21 protein-coding genes are annotated in these 22118 nt (G+C 66.7%); 11 read left to right on the top strand and 10 right to left on the bottom strand.

Translation table 11 applies throughout. The features are described from left to right. Positions 1 to 5: 5 nt before the first annotated feature. Together msrB and ASF77_RS05840 are read right to left on the bottom strand one after the other, a co-directional pair. Positions 6 to 401 (bottom strand): peptide-methionine (R)-S-oxide reductase MsrB, encoded by a 396-nt coding sequence (msrB, locus tag ASF77_RS05845; protein WP_056335752.1) that lies wholly within the window; start codon positions 399 to 401, stop codon positions 6 to 8. 32 nt (positions 402 to 433) lie between these two features. After that, complete coding sequence (locus tag ASF77_RS05840; RefSeq protein WP_373961759.1) at positions 434 to 1942, bottom strand: YdiU family protein; 1509 nt, start codon at positions 1940 to 1942, stop codon at positions 434 to 436. Positions 1943 to 2128: 186 nt separating this feature from the next. Between ASF77_RS05840 and ASF77_RS05835 the strand changes: the two genes are divergently transcribed. Together ASF77_RS05835 and ASF77_RS05830 are read left to right on the top strand one after the other, a co-directional pair. Then, positions 2129 to 3778: a 3-(methylthio)propionyl-CoA ligase gene (locus ASF77_RS05835; protein WP_056335746.1), complete on the top strand. Its 1650-nt coding sequence runs from the start codon at positions 2129 to 2131 to the stop codon at positions 3776 to 3778. A 12-nt stretch (positions 3779 to 3790) separates the two neighbouring features. Then, a complete protein-coding gene (locus ASF77_RS05830; protein WP_056335742.1) occupies positions 3791 to 4276 on the top strand; it encodes a hypothetical protein in 486 nt (161 codons plus the stop codon). Positions 4277 to 4282: 6 nt separating this feature from the next. On the opposite strand, the gene ASF77_RS05825 is transcribed toward ASF77_RS05830, so the two are convergent. From ASF77_RS05825 to ASF77_RS05815, 3 genes are all read right to left on the bottom strand, one after another. Continuing rightward, positions 4283 to 6124, bottom strand: coding sequence for a bifunctional diguanylate cyclase/phosphodiesterase (locus tag ASF77_RS05825; RefSeq protein ID WP_056335739.1), 1842 nt, complete (start codon positions 6122 to 6124; stop codon positions 4283 to 4285). Between the two features lie 2 nt (positions 6125 to 6126). Further along, positions 6127 to 6723, bottom strand: a complete 597-nt coding sequence (locus ASF77_RS05820) for an MEDS domain-containing protein (protein ID WP_056335733.1) — start codon at positions 6721 to 6723, stop codon at positions 6127 to 6129. Positions 6724 to 6835: 112 nt separating this feature from the next. After that, positions 6836 to 7612, bottom strand: a complete 777-nt coding sequence (locus ASF77_RS05815; RefSeq protein WP_056335729.1) for a hypothetical protein — start codon at positions 7610 to 7612, stop codon at positions 6836 to 6838. Between the two features lie 180 nt (positions 7613 to 7792). On the opposite strand from ASF77_RS05815, the gene ASF77_RS05810 reads away from it, so the two are divergent. The 5 genes from ASF77_RS05810 to ASF77_RS05790 all read left to right on the top strand — a co-directional run bounded on the left by ASF77_RS05810 (position 7793) and on the right by ASF77_RS05790 (position 14235). Further along, positions 7793 to 9880 carry a 3-hydroxyacyl-CoA dehydrogenase NAD-binding domain-containing protein gene (locus tag ASF77_RS05810; RefSeq protein WP_056335726.1) on the top strand — a complete coding sequence of 696 codons (2088 nt, stop codon included), beginning with the start codon at positions 7793 to 7795 and terminating at the stop codon, positions 9878 to 9880. A 145-nt stretch (positions 9881 to 10025) separates the two neighbouring features. Next, entirely contained in the window at positions 10026 to 10418 is a 393-nt protein-coding gene (locus tag ASF77_RS05805; protein ID WP_056336461.1) for a GNAT family N-acetyltransferase, read from the top strand. A 257-nt stretch (positions 10419 to 10675) separates the two neighbouring features. Continuing rightward, positions 10676 to 12289 (top strand): PAS domain-containing sensor histidine kinase, encoded by a 1614-nt coding sequence (locus ASF77_RS05800; protein WP_082493575.1) that lies wholly within the window; start codon positions 10676 to 10678, stop codon positions 12287 to 12289. Between the two features lie 81 nt (positions 12290 to 12370). Continuing rightward, a complete protein-coding gene (locus tag ASF77_RS05795; RefSeq protein ID WP_056335719.1) occupies positions 12371 to 13600 on the top strand; it encodes an MFS transporter in 1230 nt (409 codons plus the stop codon). Then, the gene (locus ASF77_RS05790; protein ID WP_056335716.1) at positions 13597 to 14235 is read left to right on the top strand and encodes a metalloregulator ArsR/SmtB family transcription factor; all 639 of its coding nucleotides are present in this window, start codon (positions 13597 to 13599) and stop codon (positions 14233 to 14235) included. Before ASF77_RS05795 ends, ASF77_RS05790 begins: the two co-directional genes overlap by 4 nt. 104 nt (positions 14236 to 14339) lie before the next feature. Here the strand turns inward: ASF77_RS05790 and ASF77_RS05785 are convergent, their stop codons facing one another. Then, the gene (locus tag ASF77_RS05785; RefSeq protein WP_056335713.1) at positions 14340 to 16040 is read right to left on the bottom strand and encodes an MFS transporter; all 1701 of its coding nucleotides are present in this window, start codon (positions 16038 to 16040) and stop codon (positions 14340 to 14342) included. Between the two features lie 311 nt (positions 16041 to 16351). On the opposite strand from ASF77_RS05785, the gene ASF77_RS05780 reads away from it, so the two are divergent. The 4 genes from ASF77_RS05780 to ASF77_RS05765 are packed head-to-tail and all read left to right on the top strand — an operon-like array spanning position 16352 to position 19617. Then, on the top strand, positions 16352 to 17530 hold the full coding sequence (locus tag ASF77_RS05780) for an acetyl-CoA C-acyltransferase (RefSeq protein WP_056335710.1): 1179 nt from the start codon (positions 16352 to 16354) through the stop codon (positions 17528 to 17530). Between the two features lie 57 nt (positions 17531 to 17587). After that, positions 17588 to 17890, top strand: coding sequence for a Dabb family protein (locus tag ASF77_RS05775; protein ID WP_056335707.1), 303 nt, complete (start codon positions 17588 to 17590; stop codon positions 17888 to 17890). 37 nt (positions 17891 to 17927) lie between these two features. Further along, the gene (locus ASF77_RS05770; RefSeq protein ID WP_056335705.1) at positions 17928 to 18710 is read left to right on the top strand and encodes an SDR family oxidoreductase; all 783 of its coding nucleotides are present in this window, start codon (positions 17928 to 17930) and stop codon (positions 18708 to 18710) included. Between the two features lie 10 nt (positions 18711 to 18720). Continuing rightward, on the top strand, positions 18721 to 19617 hold the full coding sequence (locus tag ASF77_RS05765) for an SDR family oxidoreductase (RefSeq protein ID WP_056335702.1): 897 nt from the start codon (positions 18721 to 18723) through the stop codon (positions 19615 to 19617). Between the two features lie 49 nt (positions 19618 to 19666). Here ASF77_RS05765 and ASF77_RS24055 read toward each other — a convergent pair whose 3' ends face one another. From ASF77_RS24055 to ASF77_RS05750, 4 genes are all read right to left on the bottom strand, one after another. Beyond that, the gene (locus tag ASF77_RS24055; RefSeq protein ID WP_156648741.1) at positions 19667 to 19804 is read right to left on the bottom strand and encodes a hypothetical protein; all 138 of its coding nucleotides are present in this window, start codon (positions 19802 to 19804) and stop codon (positions 19667 to 19669) included. Between the two features lie 205 nt (positions 19805 to 20009). After that, positions 20010 to 20753, bottom strand: coding sequence for an NRDE family protein (locus tag ASF77_RS05760; RefSeq protein WP_056335699.1), 744 nt, complete (start codon positions 20751 to 20753; stop codon positions 20010 to 20012). After that, positions 20744 to 21028, bottom strand: a complete 285-nt coding sequence (locus ASF77_RS05755) for a DUF4936 family protein (RefSeq protein ID WP_056335696.1) — start codon at positions 21026 to 21028, stop codon at positions 20744 to 20746. Before ASF77_RS05755 ends, ASF77_RS05760 begins: the two co-directional genes overlap by 10 nt. 1 nt (position 21029) lies before the next feature. Further along, positions 21030 to 22088, bottom strand: coding sequence for a folate-binding protein YgfZ (locus ASF77_RS05750; protein ID WP_056335693.1), 1059 nt, complete (start codon positions 22086 to 22088; stop codon positions 21030 to 21032). Positions 22089 to 22118: the final 30 nt, after the last annotated feature.

Raw genomic sequence — 22118 nt, 5'->3', positions numbered from 1 at the left:
GGCGATTAAACTTCTTTGAAACTCAATGCTGCCGAGTTGATGCAGTAACGCAGTCCGGTGGGGGGCGGGCCGTCGGGAAACACATGGCCGAGGTGGGCGTCGCAGACGGCGCAGATGATTTCGGTGCGCACCATGCCGTGGGTGCGGTCGGTCTTCTCGATGACGTTGTCGGGATCCAGCGCCTTGAAATAGCTGGGCCAGCCGCAGCCGGACTCGAACTTGGCGTCGGATTCGAACAGCGGCGTATTGCAGCAGACGCAGGTGTAGATGCCGTGCTCATGGTGATCCCAGTACTTGCCCGTAAAGGCGCGTTCGGTGGCGGCGTGGCGCGTCACCTGGTATTCCATCGGGTCGAGCTGGGCACGCCACTCGGCGTCGGTCTTGGTCACTTTGTCGGTCATGGTTAGTCTTTCTACAGGAATGGGGAAGTGCCTCAGGACGAGCAGCTCACTTCGAGGTGCGCCGCCCAGTCCGGCGGCAGCGCGGCATAGCGTTCCTTGCCGGGCTGCTCGTCGAAGGGATGTTCGAGCACGGCCAGCAGTTCGCGCACGCCCGTGTAATCGCCGTTCTGCGCCTGTTCGATCGCCTGCTGGGCCAGATAGTTTCGCAGAACGTAGATCGGATTGACGCGGTTCATGGCGGCGCGGCGCTCGGCGTCGACGCTCGCCTCCTTGCGCAGGCGCGCGCGGTAGCGCACGGCCCACTCGTCGAAGGCGGGGCGGTCGATGAACAGGTCACGGATCGGCTCATCGCGCAGTTCAAGCTGATCCGTGGGTGCGTCAACCTGCAGTTCGCCCAGGCGCCGGAACAGCAGCGTGAAGTCGACGTGGCTCCCCTGCATGACGGTGAACAGGCCGTCGATCAGGGCGCGGTCGTCGGCCTCGAAGGTGCGCAAGCCCAGCTTGGCATGCAGCAGTTCGTCGAGCTTCGCTTCGAAGACGGGCATGTAGACGTCCAGCGCTTGCTGGGCCGCCTCAACGGTGCCGATCAGCGGCAGCAGCGCATTGCCCAGCGCGTAGCAGTTCCAGTGGCCGATCGCCACCTGGTTCGCGTACGAATAGCGCCCGCCCTGGTCGGTGTGATTGCAGATGTGGTTCACGTCGAAGGCTTCCATGAAGCCAAAGGGGCCGTAGTCCAGGGTCAGGCCGAGGATCGACATATTGTCGGTGTTCATCACACCGTGCATGAAGCCGACCGCTTGCCAGCCGGCGATCATGCGCGCCGTGCGCCGCGTGACTTCGGCCAGCAGGGCGGCATACGGATTCTCGGCGCCGCGCAGCTCGGCATAGAAGGTGTCGATCACATAGTCGGCGAGGCGCTTCAGTTCGTCCGGCTTGTCGCGGTAATGCCAGTGCTCGAAGGAGCCGAAGCGCACGAAACTGGGCGCCATGCGCGTGACCACGGCCGCCGTCTCGATGTTCTCGCGCATCACGCGCTGGTTCGAGCCGGTCACGCTGAGTGCGCGCGTGGTCGGGATGCCGAGCGCGGCCATCGCTTCCGAGCACAGGAATTCGCGGATCGAGGAGCGCAGCACGGCGCGGCCATCGCCCATGCGCGAATACGGCGTCTTGCCGGCGCCCTTCAGTTGCAGTTCCATGCGGCCTTCAGGGCCGTCGATGTCGCCGAGCAGGATGGCGCGGCCGTCGCCGAGCTGGCCGGCCCAGACGCCGAACTGGTGGCCGGAATAGACGGCCGCGAGCGGCTCCGAGCCGGGAAGCAGGCTGTTGCCGGTGAGGGCCGCGACGAAATCGTCCTGGGCCAGGCTGGCGGCGTCGAGACCGATCAGCCTGGCCGCGCGCTCGCTGGCCGCGACGAAATAAGGCGCGGGCAGGGGCGTCGGCATCAGGCGCGTGTAGAACGCGGGCGGCAGGGCGGCGAAGCCGTTCTCGATGTGCAGGTCGGCAGGTGTAATGGCAGCTCCAGTGAAGAGAATCAACGCAATTGAGCGGGATTCTACCGTACCCGGCAAATTCTATTCGCGCACGCCCGATCTGCGGCAGGGGCTTACATTCCGTAACGAATAGCACGGTCGTGCTGCGTCGCAGCATGGAAAGGGCTTGACGGGCTGCGCTGGCGCGAATCACACTCGACCGGAGAGTTGATATTTCGTCCACAGGAGACCCCGCACATGTCCTATCCGAAGAGCCCGCTCATGGGCCAGATGATGAACCAGCCGCTGCTCATCTCGAGCATCATCGAATTCGCGGCGCGCCATTTCGGCGACAACGAAATCGTCTCGCGCCGCGTCGAAGGCGACATGCACCGCTATACCTACCGCGAATGCGAAGTGCGCGCGCGCCGCATGGCCAAGGTGCTCGAGGGCCTGGGTGTGCAGCTGGGCGACCGCGTCGCCACCCTGGCCTGGAACGGCTACCGCCACCTCGAGCTGTATTACGCCGTGTCCGGCTCGGGCGCGGTGATGCACACGGTGAACCCGCGCCTGCATCCGGAACAGATCGCCTACATCGTCAACCACGCGGAAGACCAGTACCTGTTCTTCGACCTGACCTTCCTGCCGCTGGTCGAAGCCGTGGCCGCCCACTGCAAGACGGTCAAGGGCTTCGTCCTGATGAGCGACCGTGCCCACATGCCGGCCGAGACCAAGATCCCGAACCTGCTGTGCTACGAAGACCTGATGGCATCGAGCAGCGACGATTACGCCTGGCCCCTGTTCGACGAGAACTCGGCCGCGACGCTGTGCTACACCTCGGGCACCACCGGCAACCCGAAGGGTGCCTTGTACTCGCACCGCTCGACCATCCTGCACGCCTACGCATCCAGTACGCCGAGCGCGCTGAACGTGTCGTCGAGCGACACCGTGCTGCCGGTGGTGCCGATGTTCCACGTGAATGCCTGGGGCCTGCCGTATTCGGTGCCGCTGTCGGGCGCCAAGATGGTGTTCCCGGGCGCGGCGCTGGACGGCAAGTCCTTGTATGAGCTGTTCGAAGCCGAAGGCGTCACCTTCTCGGCCGGCGTGCCGACGGTCTGGCTCGGCCTGATCAACCACGCGGTGCAGAACAAGTTGCAGTTCTCGACCTTCCGCCGCACCGTGATCGGCGGCTCGGCCTGCCCGCCAGCGATGATGGACACCCTGATGGACAAGCTCGACGTCCAGGTAATCCACGCCTGGGGCATGACGGAGATGTCGCCGCTCGGCACGGCCAGCACGCTGCAGGCCAAGCACCGGAACCTGCCGGCGGATGCGCAGCGCAAGATCCTGCAGAAGCAGGGCCATGCCATCTACGGCGTCGACATGAAGATCGTCGACGACGACGGCGTCGAGCTGCCCTGGGACGGCACGACTTACGGCCACCTGTACGTGAAGGGCCCGTGGATCATCTCCAGTTACTTCAAGGAAGAGGGCGGCGACGTGCTGAAGGACGGCTGGTTCCCGACCGGCGACGTGGCCACCATCGACAGCGACGGCTACATGCAGATCACCGACCGCAGCAAGGACGTGATCAAGTCCGGTGGCGAATGGATCGGCAGCATCGACCTGGAAAACATCGCCATGGCGCACCCGGCCGTGCTGCAGGCGGCCTGCATCGGCGTGGCCCACCCGAAATGGGACGAGCGGCCGATGCTGGTGGTCGTCAAAAGGCCCGGAGCGGAGGTCACGCGCGAAGAGCTGCTCGGCTTCTTCGAGGGCAAGATCGCCAAATGGTGGCTGCCGGACGACGTGGTCTTCACCGAAGCGCTGCCGATGGGGGCGACCGGGAAGATCCAGAAGAACCGGCTGCGCGATCAGTATCGGGAGCACAAGCTGCCGACGGCCTGAGGAGAAGTGCCGATGCCGCTGCCGATCGATCCGAACGCGCCGACCGACTTCGATTTCATCGTCGGCGACTGGAAGGTGCTGCACCGGCGCCTGGATGCCCGCCTGGCCAACTGCACGGACTGGACGGAATTCGAGGGCCTGTCTTCGACCAGCAAGACCCTCGGGGGCTTCGGCAATCTCGAGGACAACCTGCTGTATTTTCCGGAAGGCGCGGTGCGCGCGATCGCCGTGCGCTCGTTCTGCGCAGCCACGGGAGTGTGGTCGATCTGGTGGCTCGACGGACGCAACCCGACCATGCTCGACGTGCCGGTGCGCGGCCGCTTCATGGACGGCGTCGGGCTGTTCTATGCCGACGACGTGCTGAACGGGCAGCCGATCCGGGTGCGCTTCACCTGGACGGCCACGCCGGGTGCGCACCCGCGCTGGGAGCAGTCCTTCTCGAACGACGGCGGCGCCAGCTGGGAGACCAACTGGACGATGGAGTTCGTTCCGCGCTAGCGCGGTTCAGGCGCTAAAACCTTCCCATCCGGGCAGGCCCGGCTGGCTGAACAGAGCGAGGATCTCCCCGGCCGGCACCGGCCGCGCCAGCAGGAAGCCCTGGATCTCGTCGCAGTCGTGTTTTTTCAGACAGTCGGCCTGGCCCAGGGTCTCCACACCCTCAGCATTCACGCGCATGCCAAGCGTGCGCGCAAACGAGATCACGGCCAGCGCCACTGCGGCCGCACTCGGCACCGTTTCGATCTCGTGCACGAAGGAGCGGTCGATCTTGAGCTTGTCGGCCGGGAAGTTGCGCAGGGCGCTCAAGCTCGAATAACCGGTGCCGAAATCGTCGATCGAGATCGTCACGCCCAGGCCCTTGAGTTCGTGCAGGAGCGCCGTGGCGTGCTCGAGGTCGTGCATGATGGAGCTTTCCGTGATCTCCAGCTCGAGGCAGGCCGGCCGCAAGCCGGTGTCGCGCAACACCGCGCGCACCGTCTCGACGATGCGGCGCTCGCGCAGCTGGCGCGCCGCGACATTCACCGCGACCGTCAGCTCCCTCGCCGCACCAGTGCTGGCTTCCTGCCACAGACGCGCCTGCAGGCAGGCCTGGCGCAGTACATGCTCGCCCAGCGCCACGATCAGGGCCGAGTCTTCCGCGATCGGGATGAACTGGCCGGGCGGGAGCAGGCCACGGGTCGGATGCTGCCAGCGCACCAGCGCTTCGGCGCCGACGAAGCGGTTGCTTGCCACGTCGAGCTTGGGCTGGTAGTGCACCACCAGTTCTCCCGCCGGGATAGCGCGGCGCAGCTCGCTCTCGAGTTCCATGCGCTCGGCCACGGCCGCGTCACGGGCGCTGGCGTAGAACTGGACATTGTCCTTGCCTTGCGCCTTGGCCCGGTGCATGGCCGTGTTGGCGCGCCGCAGCAGCGGTTCGGGCTCGTCGCCGTCGAGCGGATAGATGCAGGCGCCGATGCTGGCCGTCAGCACGACATCCTTGCCCGCCAGGCGTACCGGTTCGCGCACGGCGGCCAGCATGGCCGAGAGGAGCACGCTGCTGCGCCCTGCGCTGTCGAGTCCGCACAGCAGGACGACGAATTCGTCGGAGCCGATGCGCGCGACGGTGTCGCTGTCGCGCACCAGGCGGGCGAGGCGGCGCGCCGTCTCGCACAGGAAGGCGTCGCCGCAGGCATTGCCGAGCCCCGTATTCATGAACGAGAAGCCGTCCAGGTCGAGGTAGACGACGGCGACCAGGCTGCCCTCGTGCTGGGCATTGAGGATCGCCCCCTGCATGCGGTCGACCAGCAGGGCCCGGTTCGCCAGCCCGGTGATCTGGTCGTGGGTGGCGCGGTGCTCGAGCTCGCGGGTGCGCTCGGCCACGCGCATTTCCAGCGTGTCGCGCGCGATGCGCAGCGCTTCGTTCGCCTCGGCCAGGCGCGCCTGGTAGCGGCGGGCCTCGATGATGCGGTGGATGGCGCTCGAAATATTGCTGAGGAAGGGTAGGTAGGGGCGCAACGCGGCGGCGTCGGCCACCCGGATCGCCAGGCAGCCCAGGTGCTGTCCCGGCGCATACATCGGAAAGCACTGCAGGTCCGGAGCCAGCTGGCGCAGCAGGTTCTGCGCCGGCTCACGCGGCACCTCCCCGCAGCAGCGTTCCAGCAGTCCCGCCAGGGCCGGCTCGGGTTGGTTGACGCCCTTCAGGTAGAGAAAGGCATCGGCGATGCCCGGCACGGCCGACATGGCGCGGCGCACGAAATCGGCGATGCGCAACTCGTCGGGAATGGCGTCGATGGCCTGCTGGATCACCAGCAAGCGCCCCAGCACGGCAGCGCTCGGGCTGTCCGCATCCGCGCTTGCCGGCGTGTCCATGCTCAGGCGCGCTGGAAGAAAGGGTTGCGCAGGATGTGGCCGCCGACGATCATCACCGGATGCACGTTCATCACGTCGAACATCATCGCGCCGTCGAACTTGCGCAGGTCGTACTGGCACATCACGGTGATCGGCGTCTCCTTGACGAGCTCGTTGATGCGCGACTCGCATTCGATGATGTGCTCGCGGCCCGGCACGCCGCGCAGCGCCCAGTCCATTTCGCCGGCGAAGCGGGCGCCGGCCGCACCGGCGGCCTTGGCCTGGACATATTGCGCGCGCAGGCGCGCCAGCATGCCGTCGGGATCGAAGCTGCCGTCCGGATAGTAGCCTTCGCGCGTGGTCAGCAATTGCACCCGATCCGCCGGGCCCCGGAGCGCTTGCGTCAGGTCGAGCGCGGCGGCCGCGTGCGCCAGTTCCGCATGGGTCGCCACATCGGCCAGGTAGCCGAAGACCTCGTCTTCCAGCAGCGCATGGCGCGCGAACAGCGGCAGGATGCGCCTGCGCTCCTCGTCGCTGTTGTACAGGTAGCAGATGTGGGTACCCTCGGGATAGCGCTCATCCGTGAACCCGAGACAGATATGCCGTCGTTCTTCCGTCATGCAGCCTCCGCTTGTGTGCGCCTCTTGACGGCGCTCCATGCGTAAAGGATACACCTGCGCGTGTCAATACTGCGTACAGACAGCGAAATAGGCGAGCTCTTCTGCCAGGCGCCTAGCGCCCGTCCGGGGCAGGCAGCAGGTGGCGGAAGGTCGGCTCGATGTTCCGCGCATGCAGGTGGCGCACGATGTCTTCCAGCGTCGCGTCCGCCAGCAGCAGCCCGGCGGGAGCGGCTGCGGCCGGCGCCGGCGCCTGAACCGCGACGGTTGCCGGCTGCGCCAGGGCGGGCGCCGCCTCCGGACGTCCGAGCGCGGCAAACGCGGCGGCGAACTCCTCGGGTGCGACGCTGTCCACGCCTTCCAGGAAGGCCGCTTGCGCCAGCGGCGGCGGCGCGATCTCGAGCCAGGGTTCGTCGGCGAAGGAGGCGCCCATGCCCGGGTGGATGAAGGCGGCCCAGCGTCCGCTGGCGGCGTCTAGGCAGGGCGGCAGCGGCGGCGTTTTCGCCTCGGCGCGGGCGGCGCCCTCGGGCAGCCAGGCCTGGCGTACCCGGCGCACGAACTGGCGCGCCTGGGCCGCCGGCACCGGTGCGGCGAGCGCAATCCACAGGCAGTAGCCGAGGCCGGTCACGCTCACCGCCGGCGCGGGAAAGCCGTGCTCGGCCTGCAGGGCGTTGGCCGCCTCGCACAGCTGCGCCCAGTGTTCGCCCGCCGGGGTGTCCTTGCTCTTCTCGAAGGGGATGGCAACGGCGCGCGTCAGCCCGCCGGCCGCGAGCAGGTCGGCGTCGCCGCCGTCCTGTCCCGGCGGCTGGCCCTGCAGCTGGCGCGCCAGCGCGGGCGCGGCGGCGGCGTCCATGACGAACAAGCGCAGCAATTCGGCAATCAGCTTTTCCATCTCGATCCTTCGTGGGTGGTAACGCGAAGCCGGCATTCTGACACACGCGCCCTGGACACACACGCTGCAGAGACCCCGGGCTAATCGAGCCGGCGAATTTTTCGATGCCTGGAATAAGACGACCGTACTTTTTTCAGTTATAGTAAAAAGTGTTGGTTCAACTATTACAAAGGAAGAGACATGAGTGCAGACTACGTCGTGCATGGCAGCGTTGCCGTCATCACCCTGAACAATCCGCCCGTCAACGGCCTTGGCATGGCGACCCGCACCGCGGCCGTCGAAGGGCTGCGCCGCGCGGCGAGCGACGATGCCGTCAAGGCGATCGTCATCACGGGCGCCGGCAAGGTGTTTTCGGGCGGGGCCGACATCCGCGAATTCAATTCGCCGAAAGCGCTGACCGAACCGACCCTGCACACCCTGATCGCCACCGCCGAAGATTCGAGCAAACCCGTTGTTGCCGCGATCCACGGCGTCTGCATGGGCGGCGGCCTCGAGCTCTCGCTCGGCTGCCACTACCGCGTCGCCACCCCGGGCGCCCAGATCGGCCTGCCGGAAGTGAAAATCGGCCTGGTGCCCGGCGCCGGCGGCACCCAGCGCCTGCCGCGCGTGGTCGGCCTCGAGCAGGGCCTGAACATGATCGTCTCGGGCAACCCTGTCATGTCGGAAAAGCTGGCCGACACCAAACTGTTCGACAAGGTCTTCGCCGAGGGTGCCGACCTGGTGGCCAGTGCCGTCGACTTCGCCGCGAGCATCGCCGACGTCCGTCCGCTGCCGAAAGTGCGCAACCTGAAGGTCGATTATCCGAACCACGAAGCCTTCCTGCAGTTTTCGCGCAATACCGTAAAAGCCATGGCCGGCGCCTTCCCGGCCCCGCTCGAATGCGTCGAGTGCGTGGCTGCCGCCGTCACCATGAAATTCGAGGACGGCCTGAAGTACGAGCGCGACCGCTTCCTGGCCCTGGCCCAGACCGACGAATCGAAAGCCCTGCGCCACGCCTTCTTCGCCGAGCGCGCCGCGAGCAAGGTGCCGGACGTGCCAGCCGACACCCCGACCCGCAAGATAGAGAAAGCAGCCGTGATCGGCGCCGGCACCATGGGCGGCGGCATTGCGATGAACTTCGCGAATGCCGGCATCCCGGTCACCATCCTGGAAACGAAGCAGGATGCGCTCGACAAGGGCCTGGCTACGATCCGCAAGAACTACGAAAACACGGTCAAGAAGGGCAAGCTGAGCCCGGAGAAGGCGGGCCAGCGCATCGGCCTGATCAGCGGCACCCTGGCGTATGAGGACATCGCGCAGGCCGACATCGTCATCGAAGCCGTGTTCGAAGACCTGGGCGTCAAGGAAACCGTGTTCCGCCAGCTCGACGCGGTCATGAAGCCGGGCGCGATCCTGGCCTCGAACACCTCGACGCTCGACCTCGACAAGATCGCTGCCTTCACGCAGCGTCCACAGGACGTGATCGGCCTGCACTTCTTCAGCCCGGCCAACGTGATGAAGCTGCTGGAAATCGTGCGCGGCAAGGAGACCGGCAAGGACGTGCTGGCCACCGCGCTGGCGCTGTCGAAAAAGATCAAGAAGACCGGCGTAGTGTCAGGCGTGTGCGACGGCTTCATCGGCAACCGCATGCTGGAGCAGTACCTGCGCCAGGCTTTCTTCCTGCTGGAAGAGGGCGTGCTGCCGGAGCAGATCGACAAGGCCATCGAGAAATTCGGCTTCGCCATGGGCCCGTTCCGCATGAGCGACCTGGCCGGCAACGACATCGGCTGGTACATCCGCAAGCGCCGCTACATCGAGACCCCGGACATCGAATACTCGAAGGTGCCGGATCTGCTGTGCGAACAGTGCCGCTTCGGCCAGAAGACCGGCGCCGGCTGGTACGACTACAAGGCGGGCGACCGCACCGCCTATCCGTCGCCGGTCGTGACCGACATGATCCTGTCGCACGTGCAGGCGAGCGGCGGTGAGCGGCGCCAGGTCAGCGATCAGGAAATCGTCCAGCGCCTGGTGTTCGCCCTGGTGAACGAAGGCGCGCGCATCCTGGAAGAGGGCATCGCCCTGCGCGCGTCGGACATCGACATGGTCTACCTGACCGGTTACGGCTTCCCGCTGCACCGCGGCGGCCCGATGCTGTATGCGGACACGGTCGGCCTGCCGAACGTGCTGGACGCCATGCGCGGTTTCGCGCGCGGCCGCCACGGCGACGCCTGGACGCCGGCGCCGCTGCTCGAGCGCCTGGCGGGCGAGGGCAAGGGTTTTAACGGCTGAGCGATTCCGAACCTGCCGTTTTAACGACGCTCTCCGATTCGCCACCGGCGAATCGGAGAGCGTTTTTACATTGACAACGAAAGAAACCATGTCCATCGATTGCCGTGCCGAATACCGGCGCGCGCGCAGCGCCGATATTCCGGCCATGTCGCGCATCCGCTTATCCGTCCGCGAAAACGTGCTGTCCGATCCGAAGCGCGTGACCGCGCAAATGTATGAGGATTATCTCGAGAAGGACGGCCGCGGCTGGGTTGCCGAAATCGGCGGCGAGATTGCCGCCTTTTGTTATGCCGATAAAAACGATGGATCGATCTGGGCGCTGTTCGTCGATCCGGAAAAAGAAGGGCGGGGCCTGGCCAAAACCCTGCTGCACCTGGCCGTTGACTGGATTTTCGAGATCGGCCATGCATCTGCAAAGCTCGATACCGGGGCGCATACCCGCGCCGACCGCTTCTATGCGCTGCAGGGCTGGACGCGCAGGCAGCTGGGCGAAGCGAAAGTCGATTACATAATGGATAATCCAGCGTTCCGCAAATGATAATCATTTCCGATTGATGAGATGGCGAATGGTGGGCATACTCTCATCGATAAAAAGAGTTAATCTTTTCGCCGATTGCGCCCTGATCCAGTCCGACGTATTCCGATGTCGGTGCATCCTGCGCCGAGACGAATGGGCCGAGGATAAACAGGCTTTCAAATCGGATATTCGAATTGAATATTTCTATCGAATAACAGACAAAATGTCGTGCTAAGATCGTTAACGGAGTATTTACGTTCAGCTTCCCGATATCGTCCATGCCATTCTTTACTGCGCCCTTCCGTGATGCCTTGCAGGATAGCCTGGCCGCCCTCGCGGGTTCGGCGACCCATGGGGCCGCGGGGCAAGCCGGCATGAGCGGCGCGGATTGCGCAGGCGGCGACGGCGGCTCCACGCTCTATCGGGCGATCGCCGAGCAGCTGCCCTGCGGCGCGGTGTTCGTCGTCGATCCGGGCTTGCGCTATGTGCTGGCCGCGGGTTCGGGCTTGCGCGCCTCGGGCTTCGCGCCCGCCCACTTCGAGGGACGCACCCTGCAGGAAGCCCTGCCGCCGGAGCTGCTGGCCCAGTTCACGGCGGACTACCGCAGCATCCTCGCCGGCGGCAGCTTCGTGCGCGAACACCGCATCGGCGCGCGCTGGTACGAGTCGCATGGCACGCCGCTCGCCGATGCCCACGGACGCGTGCATGCCGCGCTGGTGGTTTCCTACGACATCACCGAACGCAAGCGCCACGAGACGCGCCTGCGCCTGCTCGACACCCTGGCCAGCGCGGTGCGCGCGGCCGTCGAGCCGAACGACATCGCCACCAGCGCGCGCGCCCTGATCGAGGAATATCTCGGGCCGGTGCGCTGCGTCGTCGCGGGGGTGTGCGGCGAACTCGAGTCCGTCGAGCTCGACGGCCTGGTGCTGCCCCAGTTCGGCCCGGACGTCGTCGCCCGCCTCGCGCGCGGCGAGACGGTCGCAGCAGGCGAGAACCATCCGGGCCTGCCGCTTTCGGTGGGCGCCTGCCTGCTGGTGCCGCACATCGTGGCGGGCCGGCCGGCGGCGGTCACGGCCGTCATCAGCCGCGCGCCGCTGGACTGGCGCCCCGAGGACGTGGCGCTGGTGCGCGACATCGCCGACCGCGCCTGGGTGCACATGGAGCGCCTGCGCCTGCTCGACTCGCTACAGGACGCCGACCGCCGCAAGGACAAGTTCCTGGCCGTGCTCGCGCACCAGCTGCGCGATCCGCTGAACGTGGTGCGCAACAGCCTGAGGCTGCTGGGCCGGCCCGGAACGGGCGTGATGCCCGAAGCGGTGGTCGCGCTCATGGAGCGCCAGTTCGGCCACATGACCCGGCTGCTCGAGGACGTCCTCGACACCTCCTATATCTATTACGGCCAGGCGGCGGTGCGGCCGCAGGCGCTGGACTTGAAGGACGCGGTGCTGGCGGCGGTCGAGGGCGCGCGCGCCCTGGTGTCGGCCAGGACGCATACCCTGCTGTTGTCGATGCCGCCGCAGCCGGTTCCGGTGCGGGCCGATCCGACGCGGCTGGCCCAGGCCTTCAACAACGTGATCGCGAATGCAATCAAGTATTCGCGCGCGCCCGTGCGCATTGAAGTCGACGTCGAGCTGCGCGGAACGCAGGCGCTGGTGCGGGTGACCGATAACGGCATCGGTATGTCGCCGCGCACGCTCGCACGCCTGTTCGAGCTGTTCACGCGCGCCGAGGGCGACGGCGATGTGCTGCCCGCGGGCGGGCTGGGCGTCGGGCTGTGGATCACGCGCCAGCTGGTCGAGGCCCACGGCGGGACGATCGGCGCCGACAGCCGCGGCGCGGATCAGGGCAGCACCTTCACGATCATGCTGCCGCTTGCCGACCCAGGCGACTGAGCCGCGCCTCCTTTGCGGTCGGTGGCTGATTAAATAAACAATCTCGTTTACTTATTGCCGAGCCAAGGCGAGAATCGGGGCATGCAAGCATCCCCGACCCGAACCAGTTTGCTCATCGCCAGCGCCTGCCTGCTCGGGCTGCTGTCGACGACCGGCGCCTCGCTGCCGTATCCGATCCTGGCGCCCCTGTTCGCGGGCGATACCGGCAACGGTCTCGTTTCCTTCCTCGGACTGCCGCCCAAGCTCCTGCTCGGCATCGCCCTGATGGTCAACCCGCTGGGCCTCTTGATTGGCAGCGCGGTGCTGGGCGCGGTATCGGATCGCTTCGGCCGGCGCCGCATGCTGCTCGCGACCGCCATCGGCGCGGCCGCCGGCCATGCGCTGACGGCCGCCGCCCTGGTCGCGGAATCCTACCCGCTGTTCCTCCTGGCTCGCTTCGCCACCGGCCTGCTGGAGGGCAACGGCGCGATCATGCGCGGCATGCTGGCGGAAAAGGTGAGCGGGGGCCTGCGCAACCATGCGCTGTCCTGGCAGAACGGCGCCTTCCACCTCGGCTGGCTGTTCGGGCCGCTGCTGGCCGGTCTGACGGTGGGCGTCTCATTGGTGCTGCCGTTCGCGATCGCGGCCGGCGCGCTGATGCTGGGCGCGCTGCTCGCGGCGCTGTCCCTGGAACGCGAAGCGGTGGCGCCAGGGCACGGCGCGCGCTGGTGGACGGTCGCGCGCGAGCGCCACGCCTTCACGCTGCTGCGCCATGCGCCGCTCAAACGCCTGTTCCAGGTGCATTTCGCCTACGCCTGCGGGGTCGCCGCCTTTTATGAATTCTTCCCGCTCTGGCTGGTCGACGTCGGCCGCTACGACGTGCCGCAGATCGCCTTCGTCAACATGGGCATGTGCGCCCTGATGACCTTCGCCGCGCTGTTCGCCGGCCGCGCCAGCGCCAGGGAGCCGCGGCGCCGCGCGGGTGCGCAAGCGGGCGCAGCGGCGCTGGCCATCCTCGCGGTCGGCTTCGGCAGCCTGGAGGTCGGCCTGGCTGCCATCGTCCTGTTCGGTTTGCCGCATGCCTTCTATAACGCCACCATCCAGGGCTGGGCCGCCGACCGGTTCGCGGAGCATGGCCAGGGCGCCGTGATGGGGCTGCTGTCGACTACCTTCTGCCTGGCGAACATCGTGATGGCCCTCGCCGGCGGCATCCTGGCCCTGTTCGATACGCGCATCGTGCTGATCGTCGGCGGGATCTTCGCGGTGGGAGCGGCGCTCGCGCTGCGCCGCTGGAGCGCGCACAGCGCCGTGCGTGCCGTGGAAGCCGCATGAATTCCTTCGACGAGATCCTCGTGCTGCTGAAGACGCGCGGGCCGCAGACGGCCCAGGCGCTGGCCGCGCTGCTGGGTCTGACCTCGATGGGCGTGCGGCGCCAGCTCGAATCCGGCGAGGACAGGGGCTTGCTGGCCTGGGCCGACACTCCCGGCAAGGTGGGACGCCCGGTGCGGCGCTGGACGCTGACCGAAGCGGGTCACGCGCGCTTCCCGGATCGCCATGCGGTGCTCACCCTGGAACTGATCGCGCAGGTGCGCGCCCTGTTCGGCGAGGAGGGCCTGGCGCGCCTGATCGCCGCGCGCGAAACGGCCAGCGAAGCGGCCTACCGGCGCGAGGTGGAGGCGGTGACGACGCTGCCGGAACGGGTGGCCGCGCTGGCGCGTGCCCGCGACGCCGAGGGGTACATGGCCGAGGCCGAAGCGCAGGCGGACGGCGCCATGCTGCTCGTGGAGAACCACTGCCCGATCCGCACGGCGGCGCGCAACTGCCAGGATCTCTGCCGTTCGGAGCTCGAGGTGTTCGGGCGGGTGCTGGGGCCGGGGGTGTCGGTGGTGCGGATCGAACATCAGCTGGCCGGCGCGCGGCGCTGCGCCTACCGGGTCGGCCCGGCCGCGGATGCCGCTGCCGAATAGCTCCCGCTGCCGAATAACTCGCGCTGCCGGATGATTGGCGCCGGCAGGGCCAAAAAAAATGCCGCTGTTTCCAGCGGCATTTCAATTTGCGGGTGCTACGCGGCTCAGTCGGCTGCGTAGATGTTGTTGTCCTTGGTTTCGCGAACGAACAAGCCGCCGATCACGACCGTGATCAGGGCGATGATGATCGGATACCAGAGGCCATAGTAGATGTTGCCGTTGGCTGCCACCAGGGCGAAGGAGATGGTCGGCAACAGGCCGCCGAACCAGCCGTTACCGATGTGGTAAGGCAGGGACATGGCGCTGTAGCGGATCCGGGTCGGGAACATCTCGACCAGCATTGCCGCGATCGGGCCGTAGACCATGGTCACGTACAGCACCAGGATGAACAGCAGCAGCACCAGCATCGGCTTGTTGATCCGGGTCGGGTCGGCCTTTTCAGGGTAACCGGCCGCCTTCAGGGTGCCGACGACTTCCGTCTTCAGCGCGGCTTCCTTGGCCTTGCTGTCCGCATCGAAGTTCAGGCCATCCGCGGTCATGCTGGCGTTGAAGGACTGGATGACCTTGTCGCCCACCTTGATCTGGGCCACGGTGCCGGCCGGCGCGTCGATGGTCGTGTAGTTCACGGAAGCATTGGTCAGCATGCGCGTCGCGATGTCGCAGGAAGCCGGGAACTTGCGCGTACCGCTCGGGTCGACCTGGAAGTTACAGGTGGCCGGGTCGGCGACGACGGTGACCGGCGCGGTGGCGATTGCCTGCTCGAGGGCCGGATTGCCGTAGTGGGTGATGGCCTTGAAGATCGGGAAGTAGGTCGCCGCGGCGATGATGCAGCCGCCGAGGATGATCCACTTGCGGCCGATCCTGTCGGACAGCGAGCCGAACACGATGAAGAAGGGCGTGGCCAGCAGGAGCGCGACGGCGATCAGGATGTTGGCGGTGGCGCCGTCGATCTTGAGCGTTTGCGTCAGGAAGAACAGCGCGTAGAACTGGCCGGTGTACCAGACCACGGCCTGGCCCATCGTCAGGCCGACCAGGGCCAGGATGACGATCTTGGCGTTCTTACCGTTCAGGAAGGCTTCCGACAGCGGCGCCTTCGAGGTCTTGCCCTCGGCTTTCATCTTGGCAAAGGCCGGCGACTCGTTCATCGACAGGCGGATCCAGACGGACACGCCCAGCAGGATCACCGAGAGCAGGAAAGGAATGCGCCAGCCCCAGGCGGTGAAGTCCTCTTCGCCCACGACGGTGCGGGTGGCCAGGATGACCAGCAGCGACAGGAACAGGCCCATGGTCGCGGTGGTCTGGATCCAGGCGGTGAAGAAGCCGCGCTTGCCTTCCGGTGCGTGCTCGGCGACGTAGGTGGCGGCGCCGCCGTATTCCCCGCCCAGCGCCAGGCCTTGCAGGATACGCAGGGTGACGAGGATGATCGGCGCCGCGATGCCGATCGTGGCATAGCCCGGCAGCAGGCCGACGATGAAGGTCGAGGCGCCCATCAGGAGGATGGTGACCAGGAAGGTGTACTTGCGGCCGATCATGTCGCCCAGGCGGCCGAACACGAGGGCGCCGAAAGGACGCACGATGAAGCCGGCTGCAAACGTGAGCAGGGCGAAGATGAACGAGGTGGTGGGATCGCCCAGGAAGAACTGCTTGCCGATGATGGCGGCAAGCGAACCGTAGAGGTAGAAGTCGTACCATTCGAACACGGTGCCAAGCGAGGACGCAAAGATCACTTTGCGTTCTTCCTTGGTCATCCCATGGGAGGAAGGCACTGCCTTGCCGCCCGCGGTCATGCCGGGTGTGATTGCCATTTTTTGTCTCCGTATAATATTTAGAACATCGGATAGCCGAGACTTTGTCAGCTGTGACGCAGTGTGGACCGATAAACTTACGTCATGCTTGCTCCAAACTTACCCGAAACTTACAGTTTATTGACGGGTTCGCTTGTGGAGAAACCGGCAGGGAGCGAACCGGACGAGTCGCTCCTTCATTGGACTCGGCAGCCGCCCCGAAGATCGGAAAATCGTGTTGAGCCCGGTCAGAGAGTTTACGAACGACCGTTCTTAATTGTGCTATTCTCATCTGATCCAATTCCAACAATGTCCGACAACAGGAGACCAGCATGCAAGACGCAGTGATCGTATCGACCGCCCGCACGGGCCTGGGCAAGTCGTGGAAAGGTGCCTTCAACATGACCCACGGCGCCACCCTGGGTGGCCATGTGCTGGCCGCCGCCATCGGGCGCGCCGGCATCGACGCGGGCGAGGTCGAGGACGTGGTCATGGGCTGCGCCAATCCGGAAGGCGCCACCGGTGCCAACATCGCGCGCCAGATCGCGCTGCGCGCCGGCTGCCCGACCACGGTGCCCGGCATGACCGTCAACCGGTTCTGCTCGTCCGGCCTGCAGACCATCGCCCTGGCCGCACAGCGCATCATCGCGGGCGAGGCCGAGATCCTGGCCGCCGGCGGCGTCGAGTCGATCTCCTGCGTGCAGCAGGAAATGAACACCCACATGCTGACCGACCCCTGGCTGCGCGCCCACAAGCCGGAAATCTACTGGCCCATGCTGCAGACGGCCGAGACCGTCGCCAAGCGCTACAACGTGTCGAAGGAGCGCCAGGATGCCTACGGCGTACAGAGCCAGCAGCGCGCCGCCGCCGCCCAGGCCGCCGGCCTCTTCAATGACGAAATCGTGCCGATGACGACCGTCATGGGCGTGGCCGACAAGGCCTCGGGCCGCCTCTTGACGCGCGAAGTGACGATCGCGGCCGACGAAGGCATCCGCGCCGACACCACCATCGAGGCGGTCTCGAAAATCCGCACCGCGCTGCCGGGCGGCGTGATCACGGCCGGCAATGCCAGCCAGTTCTCGGACGGCGCCTCGGTGTCGATCCTGATGAGCCGGTCGATGGCCGAAGCGAAGGGTCTGCAGCCGCTGGGGGTGTTCCGCGGTTTCGCGGTGGCCGGCTGCGAGCCGGACGAGATGGGCATCGGCCCGGTGTTCGCGGTGCCGAAGCTGCTGAAAAAGGCGGGCCTGACGGTAGCCGACATCGGCCTGTGGGAGCTGAACGAAGCCTTCGCGGTGCAGGTACTGTACTGCGCCGACACGCTCGGCATTCCCATGGATCGCCTGAATGTCAACGGCGGCGCGATTGCCGTCGGCCATCCGTATGGCGTGTCGGGCGCGCGCCTGGTCGGCCACGCGCTGATCGAAGGCAAGCGCCGCGGCGTGAAGTATGTCGTGGTCACCATGTGCATCGGCGGCGGCCAGGGCGCGGCGGGCCTGTTTGAAGTGCTGTGATTCACGTGCTCTGATACGTAAAACCATGCAAAGTTACTGCTGAGATTCGAGAAAGATATGATCAAACACATCGTCATGTGGAAGCTGAAGGACGAGGCGGAAGGCAAGGACCGCCTGACCAATGCGCGCGAAATGAAGCGCCGGCTCGACGAATGCGCGGACATCGTTCCGGGCATCCTGACCTTCGAAGTCACGCTGGCCCAGCCGGGCCTGGAAGCGACCTACGACGTCGTCCTGTACTCGGAATTCGAGAACAAGGCGGCCCTGGACGCCTACGCCGCGCACCCGACGCACAAGGCGCTGGTGCCCTTCATCGGCGCCATCCGCGAAGGGCGCCAGTGCATGGATTACGAAGTCTGATACCGACTCAACCCACCCATAAAAACACGGAGACAGCATGCGCACTACCCAGGAACTATTTTCGTTGCAAGGCAAGACCGCGCTGGTGACCGGCGGCTCGCGCGGGCTCGGCCTGCAGATGGCCGAGGCGCTCGGCGAGCAGGGCGCGCGCGTCGTGATTTCGGCGCGCAAGCAGGAAGAACTCGACGAGGCCGTAGCGCACTTGACGGCACGCGGCATCGAGGCGTCCGCCATCGCCGCCGACCTGCAGAGCGAAGCGAATGTCCAGCCCTTCGTGGAAGAAGCGCTGCGCCGCCTCGGCCAGATCGACATCCTCGTGAACAATGCCGGCGCCAGCTGGGGCGCCCCGGCCGAGGAGCATCCGCTCGAGGCCTGGGACAAGGTCATGAACCTGAACGTGCGCAGCATCTTCCTGGTGTCGCAAGCGGTCGGCAAGCTGTCGATGATTCCGCGCCGCTACGGCAAGATCATCAACATCTCTTCGATCGCGGGCCTGGCCGGCAATGCGCCGGGCACGATGAGCACGATCGCCTACAACACCTCGAAAGGCGCGCTGGTCAATTTCACGCGCACGCTGGCGGGCGAGTGGGGCCGCCACGGCATCACCGTCAACTCGATTGCGCCAGGCTTTTTCCCGTCTAAAATGACCAAGGGCGTGCTGGCCTCGATCGGCGTCGACCGCCTGGCGCAGGGCGCGCCGCTCGGCCGCCTGGGCGACGACGAGGATCTGAAAGGCGCGGTGGTGCTGTTCGCCTCCGACGCGAGCAAGCACATCACCGGCCAGATCCTGGCCATCGACGGCGGCGTGTCCGCAGTCTGAGGAGAGCGGCATGAAGAATTTCAGGGGCAAGGTAGCGGTGATCACCGGCGCCGGCAGCGGCCTGGGGCGTGAATTCGCCGACCGCGCGGCCGAACTGGGCATGAAGCTGGTGCTGGCCGACGTCCAGGCCGACGCGCTGGAGCGCGCCACCGACGAACTGCTGGGGCAGGGCGCCGAGGTGCTGGCGATGGTGTGTGATGTCAGCAAGGGCGCCCACGTGCAGGAGCTGGCCGACGCGGCCATCGCCCGTTTCCACGGCATCCACCTGGTGTTCAACAACGCCGGCGTCGGCTCGGGCGGCCTGATCTGGGAGAACACCGAGGCCGACTGGGAATGGGTGCTGGGCGTGAACCTTTGGGGCGTCATCCACGGGGTGCGCGTGTTCATGCACGCCATGCTGGAATGCGCCAAGCGCGATCCGGACTACGAGGGCCACATCGTCAACACGGCTTCGATGGCGGGTCTGCTGAACGCGCCGGCGATGGGGGTCTATAACGTCTCCAAGCATGCCGTCGTCTCGCTCTCGGAAACGCTGTACCACGACCTGCAACTGGTGGGCGCCCCGATCGGCGCCTCGGTGCTATGCCCGTATTTCGTACCGACCGGCATCCACAAGTCGCACCGCAACCGGCCCGAGGAACTCACCCCGGACACGCGCCCGACCGCCAGCCAGATGGCGGCCCAGGCGCTGACGGTCAAGGCGGTCGAGTCGGGCAAGGTGTCGGCGACGGACGTCTCGCGCATCACCTTCGATGCGATCCGCGAGGGCCAGTTCTACATCTATTCGCACCCGCAGGCGCTGGGCGGCGTGCAGGAGCGGATGGAAGCCATCGTGGGCGGCAAGAACCCGCCCGATCCGTACGCGGCGACGCCGCAGGTGCGCGAGATGTTGCGTTCGCGGATGTAAGCGCGGCAGTATCGGCAGAAAGGGCGGAGCCGCTGGGCTCCGCCTTTTTTTACCCGCCGGTGGCGAGTTCGGCGCTGGTGGCGGTGGGATTATTGTTGGGGAAGTCGCCGGCCGAGCCGCCGCTGGTGGTCTGGCAGCCGAGCAGCAGTGCGGCCAGGGTGGCCGAGAGCAATCGCAGTGTGCGCATGGTGAGCCTCCGCGCGGTGAAAGCCACGACGCTAAGCCCGTGGGATGCCACAGGTGCGATCTCGATCAACCGCGCATGCGGAACCAAGTCAGTGTAGGGCGGGCATGCCCACGCGTTACGTGTGCCCGCACGAACGCGGCAACAAACACATCTCGACACGCCCGCACGGCACCGCGTGGCACGGAGTGCCCACCCTACACATTCTCTACGGCTGTACGATCCGCTCGTGCAACTCCGCCGGTGCATTCTCGTACAGCTTCACCACCGTCGAGGTACGCGTGCCATAGCCCGGCGTCTCGATGCACACCGCCGACAGCACGCGCTCCAGGTCGAGCGGCACGCCGGTTTCGGGCAGGCGCATGTCGGGGGCGCGGGTGGTGTCGGCGAGCATCTCGAAATAGGCGTCCTCGGGCGCGCCCTGGCACAGCAGGCTGGCGAACTGGGCTTTCGTACGCGTGACCTTCGGCCAGGGCGCGTCGAGCAGGCCGTTCGAGACGCCGTAGATGCGCCCGGCTTCGAGCGGCTGGCCGTTGCGCGGATCGTCGCCGGCGCGGTTCGAATACCAGTACAGGTTCTCGCGGTCGCCCAGCACCAGGTTGAAGCCGTTGTAGACGTCGCCTCTCGCGTCGACTTCCGCCAGATACTCGGCCGCGGTCAGCGAGCCCTTGAGAAAGTCCGCCACCAGCTCGCCGCGCGAAGGGGCGTTGGCGCGGCCTTCGCCGGGGGCGCGGATGTTGGTCAGCGCCGCGAACTTGGGGCCGTTCGGCCCCTCGCGCGTGATGCCCATCCAGCTCCCGCCATGTTCCAGGTCGCGGCCGGCGATCAGGTTCGGGTGTTCCGGCCAGGGCGCGGCGGGGGCGGCCGGGCGGTCGTAGAACTCGTCGCGGTTGGCCACCGCGATCACCGGCACCCCGGGAATGACGCGCCAGGCGAAAACGATCAGGCACATGGTGGGAACTCCATGAAAACTTCGACCCGGCGCGGGCCTTCGATCAGGCCCTCGAAGCCGGCGCCGGCGGCGGCGGCCTCGAGTTCGGCGGCGAAGCTGTCGGGCACGTCGGGATAGACTTCCATCCAGGTCTGCAGGCCATCGCGGCTTTCCGGACGGCGCAGCAGGCGCGCGGCGCCGGGCTGGATCAGGCGCGCCTGGAAGGCGCAGACCAGCGGCGCGAGCGCGGCGGCGTGTGCGTCGCGCACCTTGTAATACACGTAGAGGTCGATCATGCTAGAGGTCGAGCGCATCCAGCGCATACGGCATCGGCAGGAAGCGCAGTGGCGCGCCACTGCTCGAGCCCAGGTGGACGTCTTCCTCGAGCGCGGCCAGCTTCATCTCGACCAGCAGGTCGGCGCCGCCCAGGCCATTCGGCGCGGCGTTGACCACCATGCCGCAAGGCTGATCCGGGTCGGCGGTGGAAAATACTTCATCGCCGGCGCGCGCCGCCGCGTTCTCGACCGAGGCCAGCGCCGTGCGGCGCTTCAGCTTGCCGAGATACTGGCTGCGCGCGACGATTTCCTGGCCCGGGTAGCAGCCTTTCTTGAAATTGACGCCGCCCAGCAGTTCGAGGTTGATCATCTGCGGGACGAACTGTTCTTGCGTCGCGAGCGTGACTTGCGGCACGCCGGCGTGGATGGCGGCGAGGTGCCAGGCAGCGTTGCCGCCCAGCGCCAGCGTGTTCGCCAGGGCCGGCAGCAGCGTCTCGCCAGCGGCGGTCGCGCCGATCCACAGGAAACGCGGCGCGCCGAAGGCGTCGGCCAGGCGGAGCACGGTGCCGCGCTCGGAAGCGAGGGTCGCGTAGGGCGCGGCCGGCAGGTCGAGGCCCTGGGCGCGCAGGGCCGCTTCGCCCGCGGCGCCGCCGATGCCGATCACCGCGCCGACCGCGTCTTCCTCGGACGCATCGCGCAGCTTGGCTTTCGCGCGCAGCACGAACATCGACAGGCGCTTTTGCAGCGGCGCTTGGATGGCGCGCGGCAGCTGCAGCCAGACGGTCTCGGGATCGCGCCACATCAGGAAGGTCGCCTGCAGGCGTCCCTTCGGCGTGCAGAAGCCGGCCAGGCGCGCCTCGTTCAGACCCAGGTGCTCGACGTCGTTCGTCAGCTGGCCGTGCAGGAAACGGGCGGCGTCCTCGCCGGACACGGCGATCAGGCCAAGATCGGTGACGGGGGCGACGAAACCGGCGGCCAGGTCGGCGGTGCTCAAGCTGCGGCCGAAATCCTCGACCTGGGTGGCTTCGTCGATATGGACGCGGGCGCCATGCCCGGCTAGATATTCTGTCCAGTTGCTCATAAATGCAATATGCTTTGCGGTTTAGGCTTT

The organism is Massilia sp. Leaf139, assembly GCF_001424165.1.
GTDB lineage: Bacteria > Pseudomonadota > Gammaproteobacteria > Burkholderiales > Burkholderiaceae_D > Telluria.
The sequence above is the reverse complement of the archived record's forward strand: the minus strand, read 5'-3'. Positions and strand labels throughout refer to the sequence as shown.

What these genes read in the sequence shown, in the direction of transcription:
- ASF77_RS05765 (WP_056335702.1), top strand. Translation starts at nt 18,721, where the DNA reads ATGAAGAATTTCAGGGGCAAGGTAGCGGTGATCACCGGCGCCGGCAGC.
- msrB (WP_056335752.1), bottom strand. Translation starts at nt 401, where the DNA reads ATGACCGACAAAGTGACCAAGACCGACGCCGAGTGGCGTGCCCAGCTC.
- ASF77_RS24055 (WP_156648741.1), bottom strand. Translation starts at nt 19,804, where the DNA reads ATGCGCACACTGCGATTGCTCTCGGCCACCCTGGCCGCACTGCTGCTC.
- ASF77_RS05830 (WP_056335742.1), top strand. Translation starts at nt 3,791, where the DNA reads ATGCCGCTGCCGATCGATCCGAACGCGCCGACCGACTTCGATTTCATC.
- ASF77_RS05800 (WP_082493575.1), top strand. Translation starts at nt 10,676, where the DNA reads ATGCCATTCTTTACTGCGCCCTTCCGTGATGCCTTGCAGGATAGCCTG.
- ASF77_RS05750 (WP_056335693.1), bottom strand. Translation starts at nt 22,088, where the DNA reads ATGAGCAACTGGACAGAATATCTAGCCGGGCATGGCGCCCGCGTCCAT.
- ASF77_RS05815 (WP_056335729.1), bottom strand. Translation starts at nt 7,612, where the DNA reads ATGGAAAAGCTGATTGCCGAATTGCTGCGCTTGTTCGTCATGGACGCC.
- ASF77_RS05805 (WP_056336461.1), top strand. Translation starts at nt 10,026, where the DNA reads ATGTCGCGCATCCGCTTATCCGTCCGCGAAAACGTGCTGTCCGATCCG.
- ASF77_RS05785 (WP_056335713.1), bottom strand. Translation starts at nt 16,040, where the DNA reads ATGGCAATCACACCCGGCATGACCGCGGGCGGCAAGGCAGTGCCTTCC.
- ASF77_RS05755 (WP_056335696.1), bottom strand. Translation starts at nt 21,028, where the DNA reads ATGATCGACCTCTACGTGTATTACAAGGTGCGCGACGCACACGCCGCC.
- ASF77_RS05790 (WP_056335716.1), top strand. Translation starts at nt 13,597, where the DNA reads ATGAATTCCTTCGACGAGATCCTCGTGCTGCTGAAGACGCGCGGGCCG.
- ASF77_RS05760 (WP_056335699.1), bottom strand. Translation starts at nt 20,753, where the DNA reads ATGTGCCTGATCGTTTTCGCCTGGCGCGTCATTCCCGGGGTGCCGGTG.
- ASF77_RS05820 (WP_056335733.1), bottom strand. Translation starts at nt 6,723, where the DNA reads ATGACGGAAGAACGACGGCATATCTGTCTCGGGTTCACGGATGAGCGC.
- ASF77_RS05775 (WP_056335707.1), top strand. Translation starts at nt 17,588, where the DNA reads ATGATCAAACACATCGTCATGTGGAAGCTGAAGGACGAGGCGGAAGGC.
- ASF77_RS05810 (WP_056335726.1), top strand. Translation starts at nt 7,793, where the DNA reads ATGAGTGCAGACTACGTCGTGCATGGCAGCGTTGCCGTCATCACCCTG.
- ASF77_RS05795 (WP_056335719.1), top strand. Translation starts at nt 12,371, where the DNA reads ATGCAAGCATCCCCGACCCGAACCAGTTTGCTCATCGCCAGCGCCTGC.
- ASF77_RS05835 (WP_056335746.1), top strand. Translation starts at nt 2,129, where the DNA reads ATGTCCTATCCGAAGAGCCCGCTCATGGGCCAGATGATGAACCAGCCG.
- ASF77_RS05770 (WP_056335705.1), top strand. Translation starts at nt 17,928, where the DNA reads ATGCGCACTACCCAGGAACTATTTTCGTTGCAAGGCAAGACCGCGCTG.
- ASF77_RS05780 (WP_056335710.1), top strand. Translation starts at nt 16,352, where the DNA reads ATGCAAGACGCAGTGATCGTATCGACCGCCCGCACGGGCCTGGGCAAG.
- ASF77_RS05825 (WP_056335739.1), bottom strand. Translation starts at nt 6,124, where the DNA reads ATGGACACGCCGGCAAGCGCGGATGCGGACAGCCCGAGCGCTGCCGTG.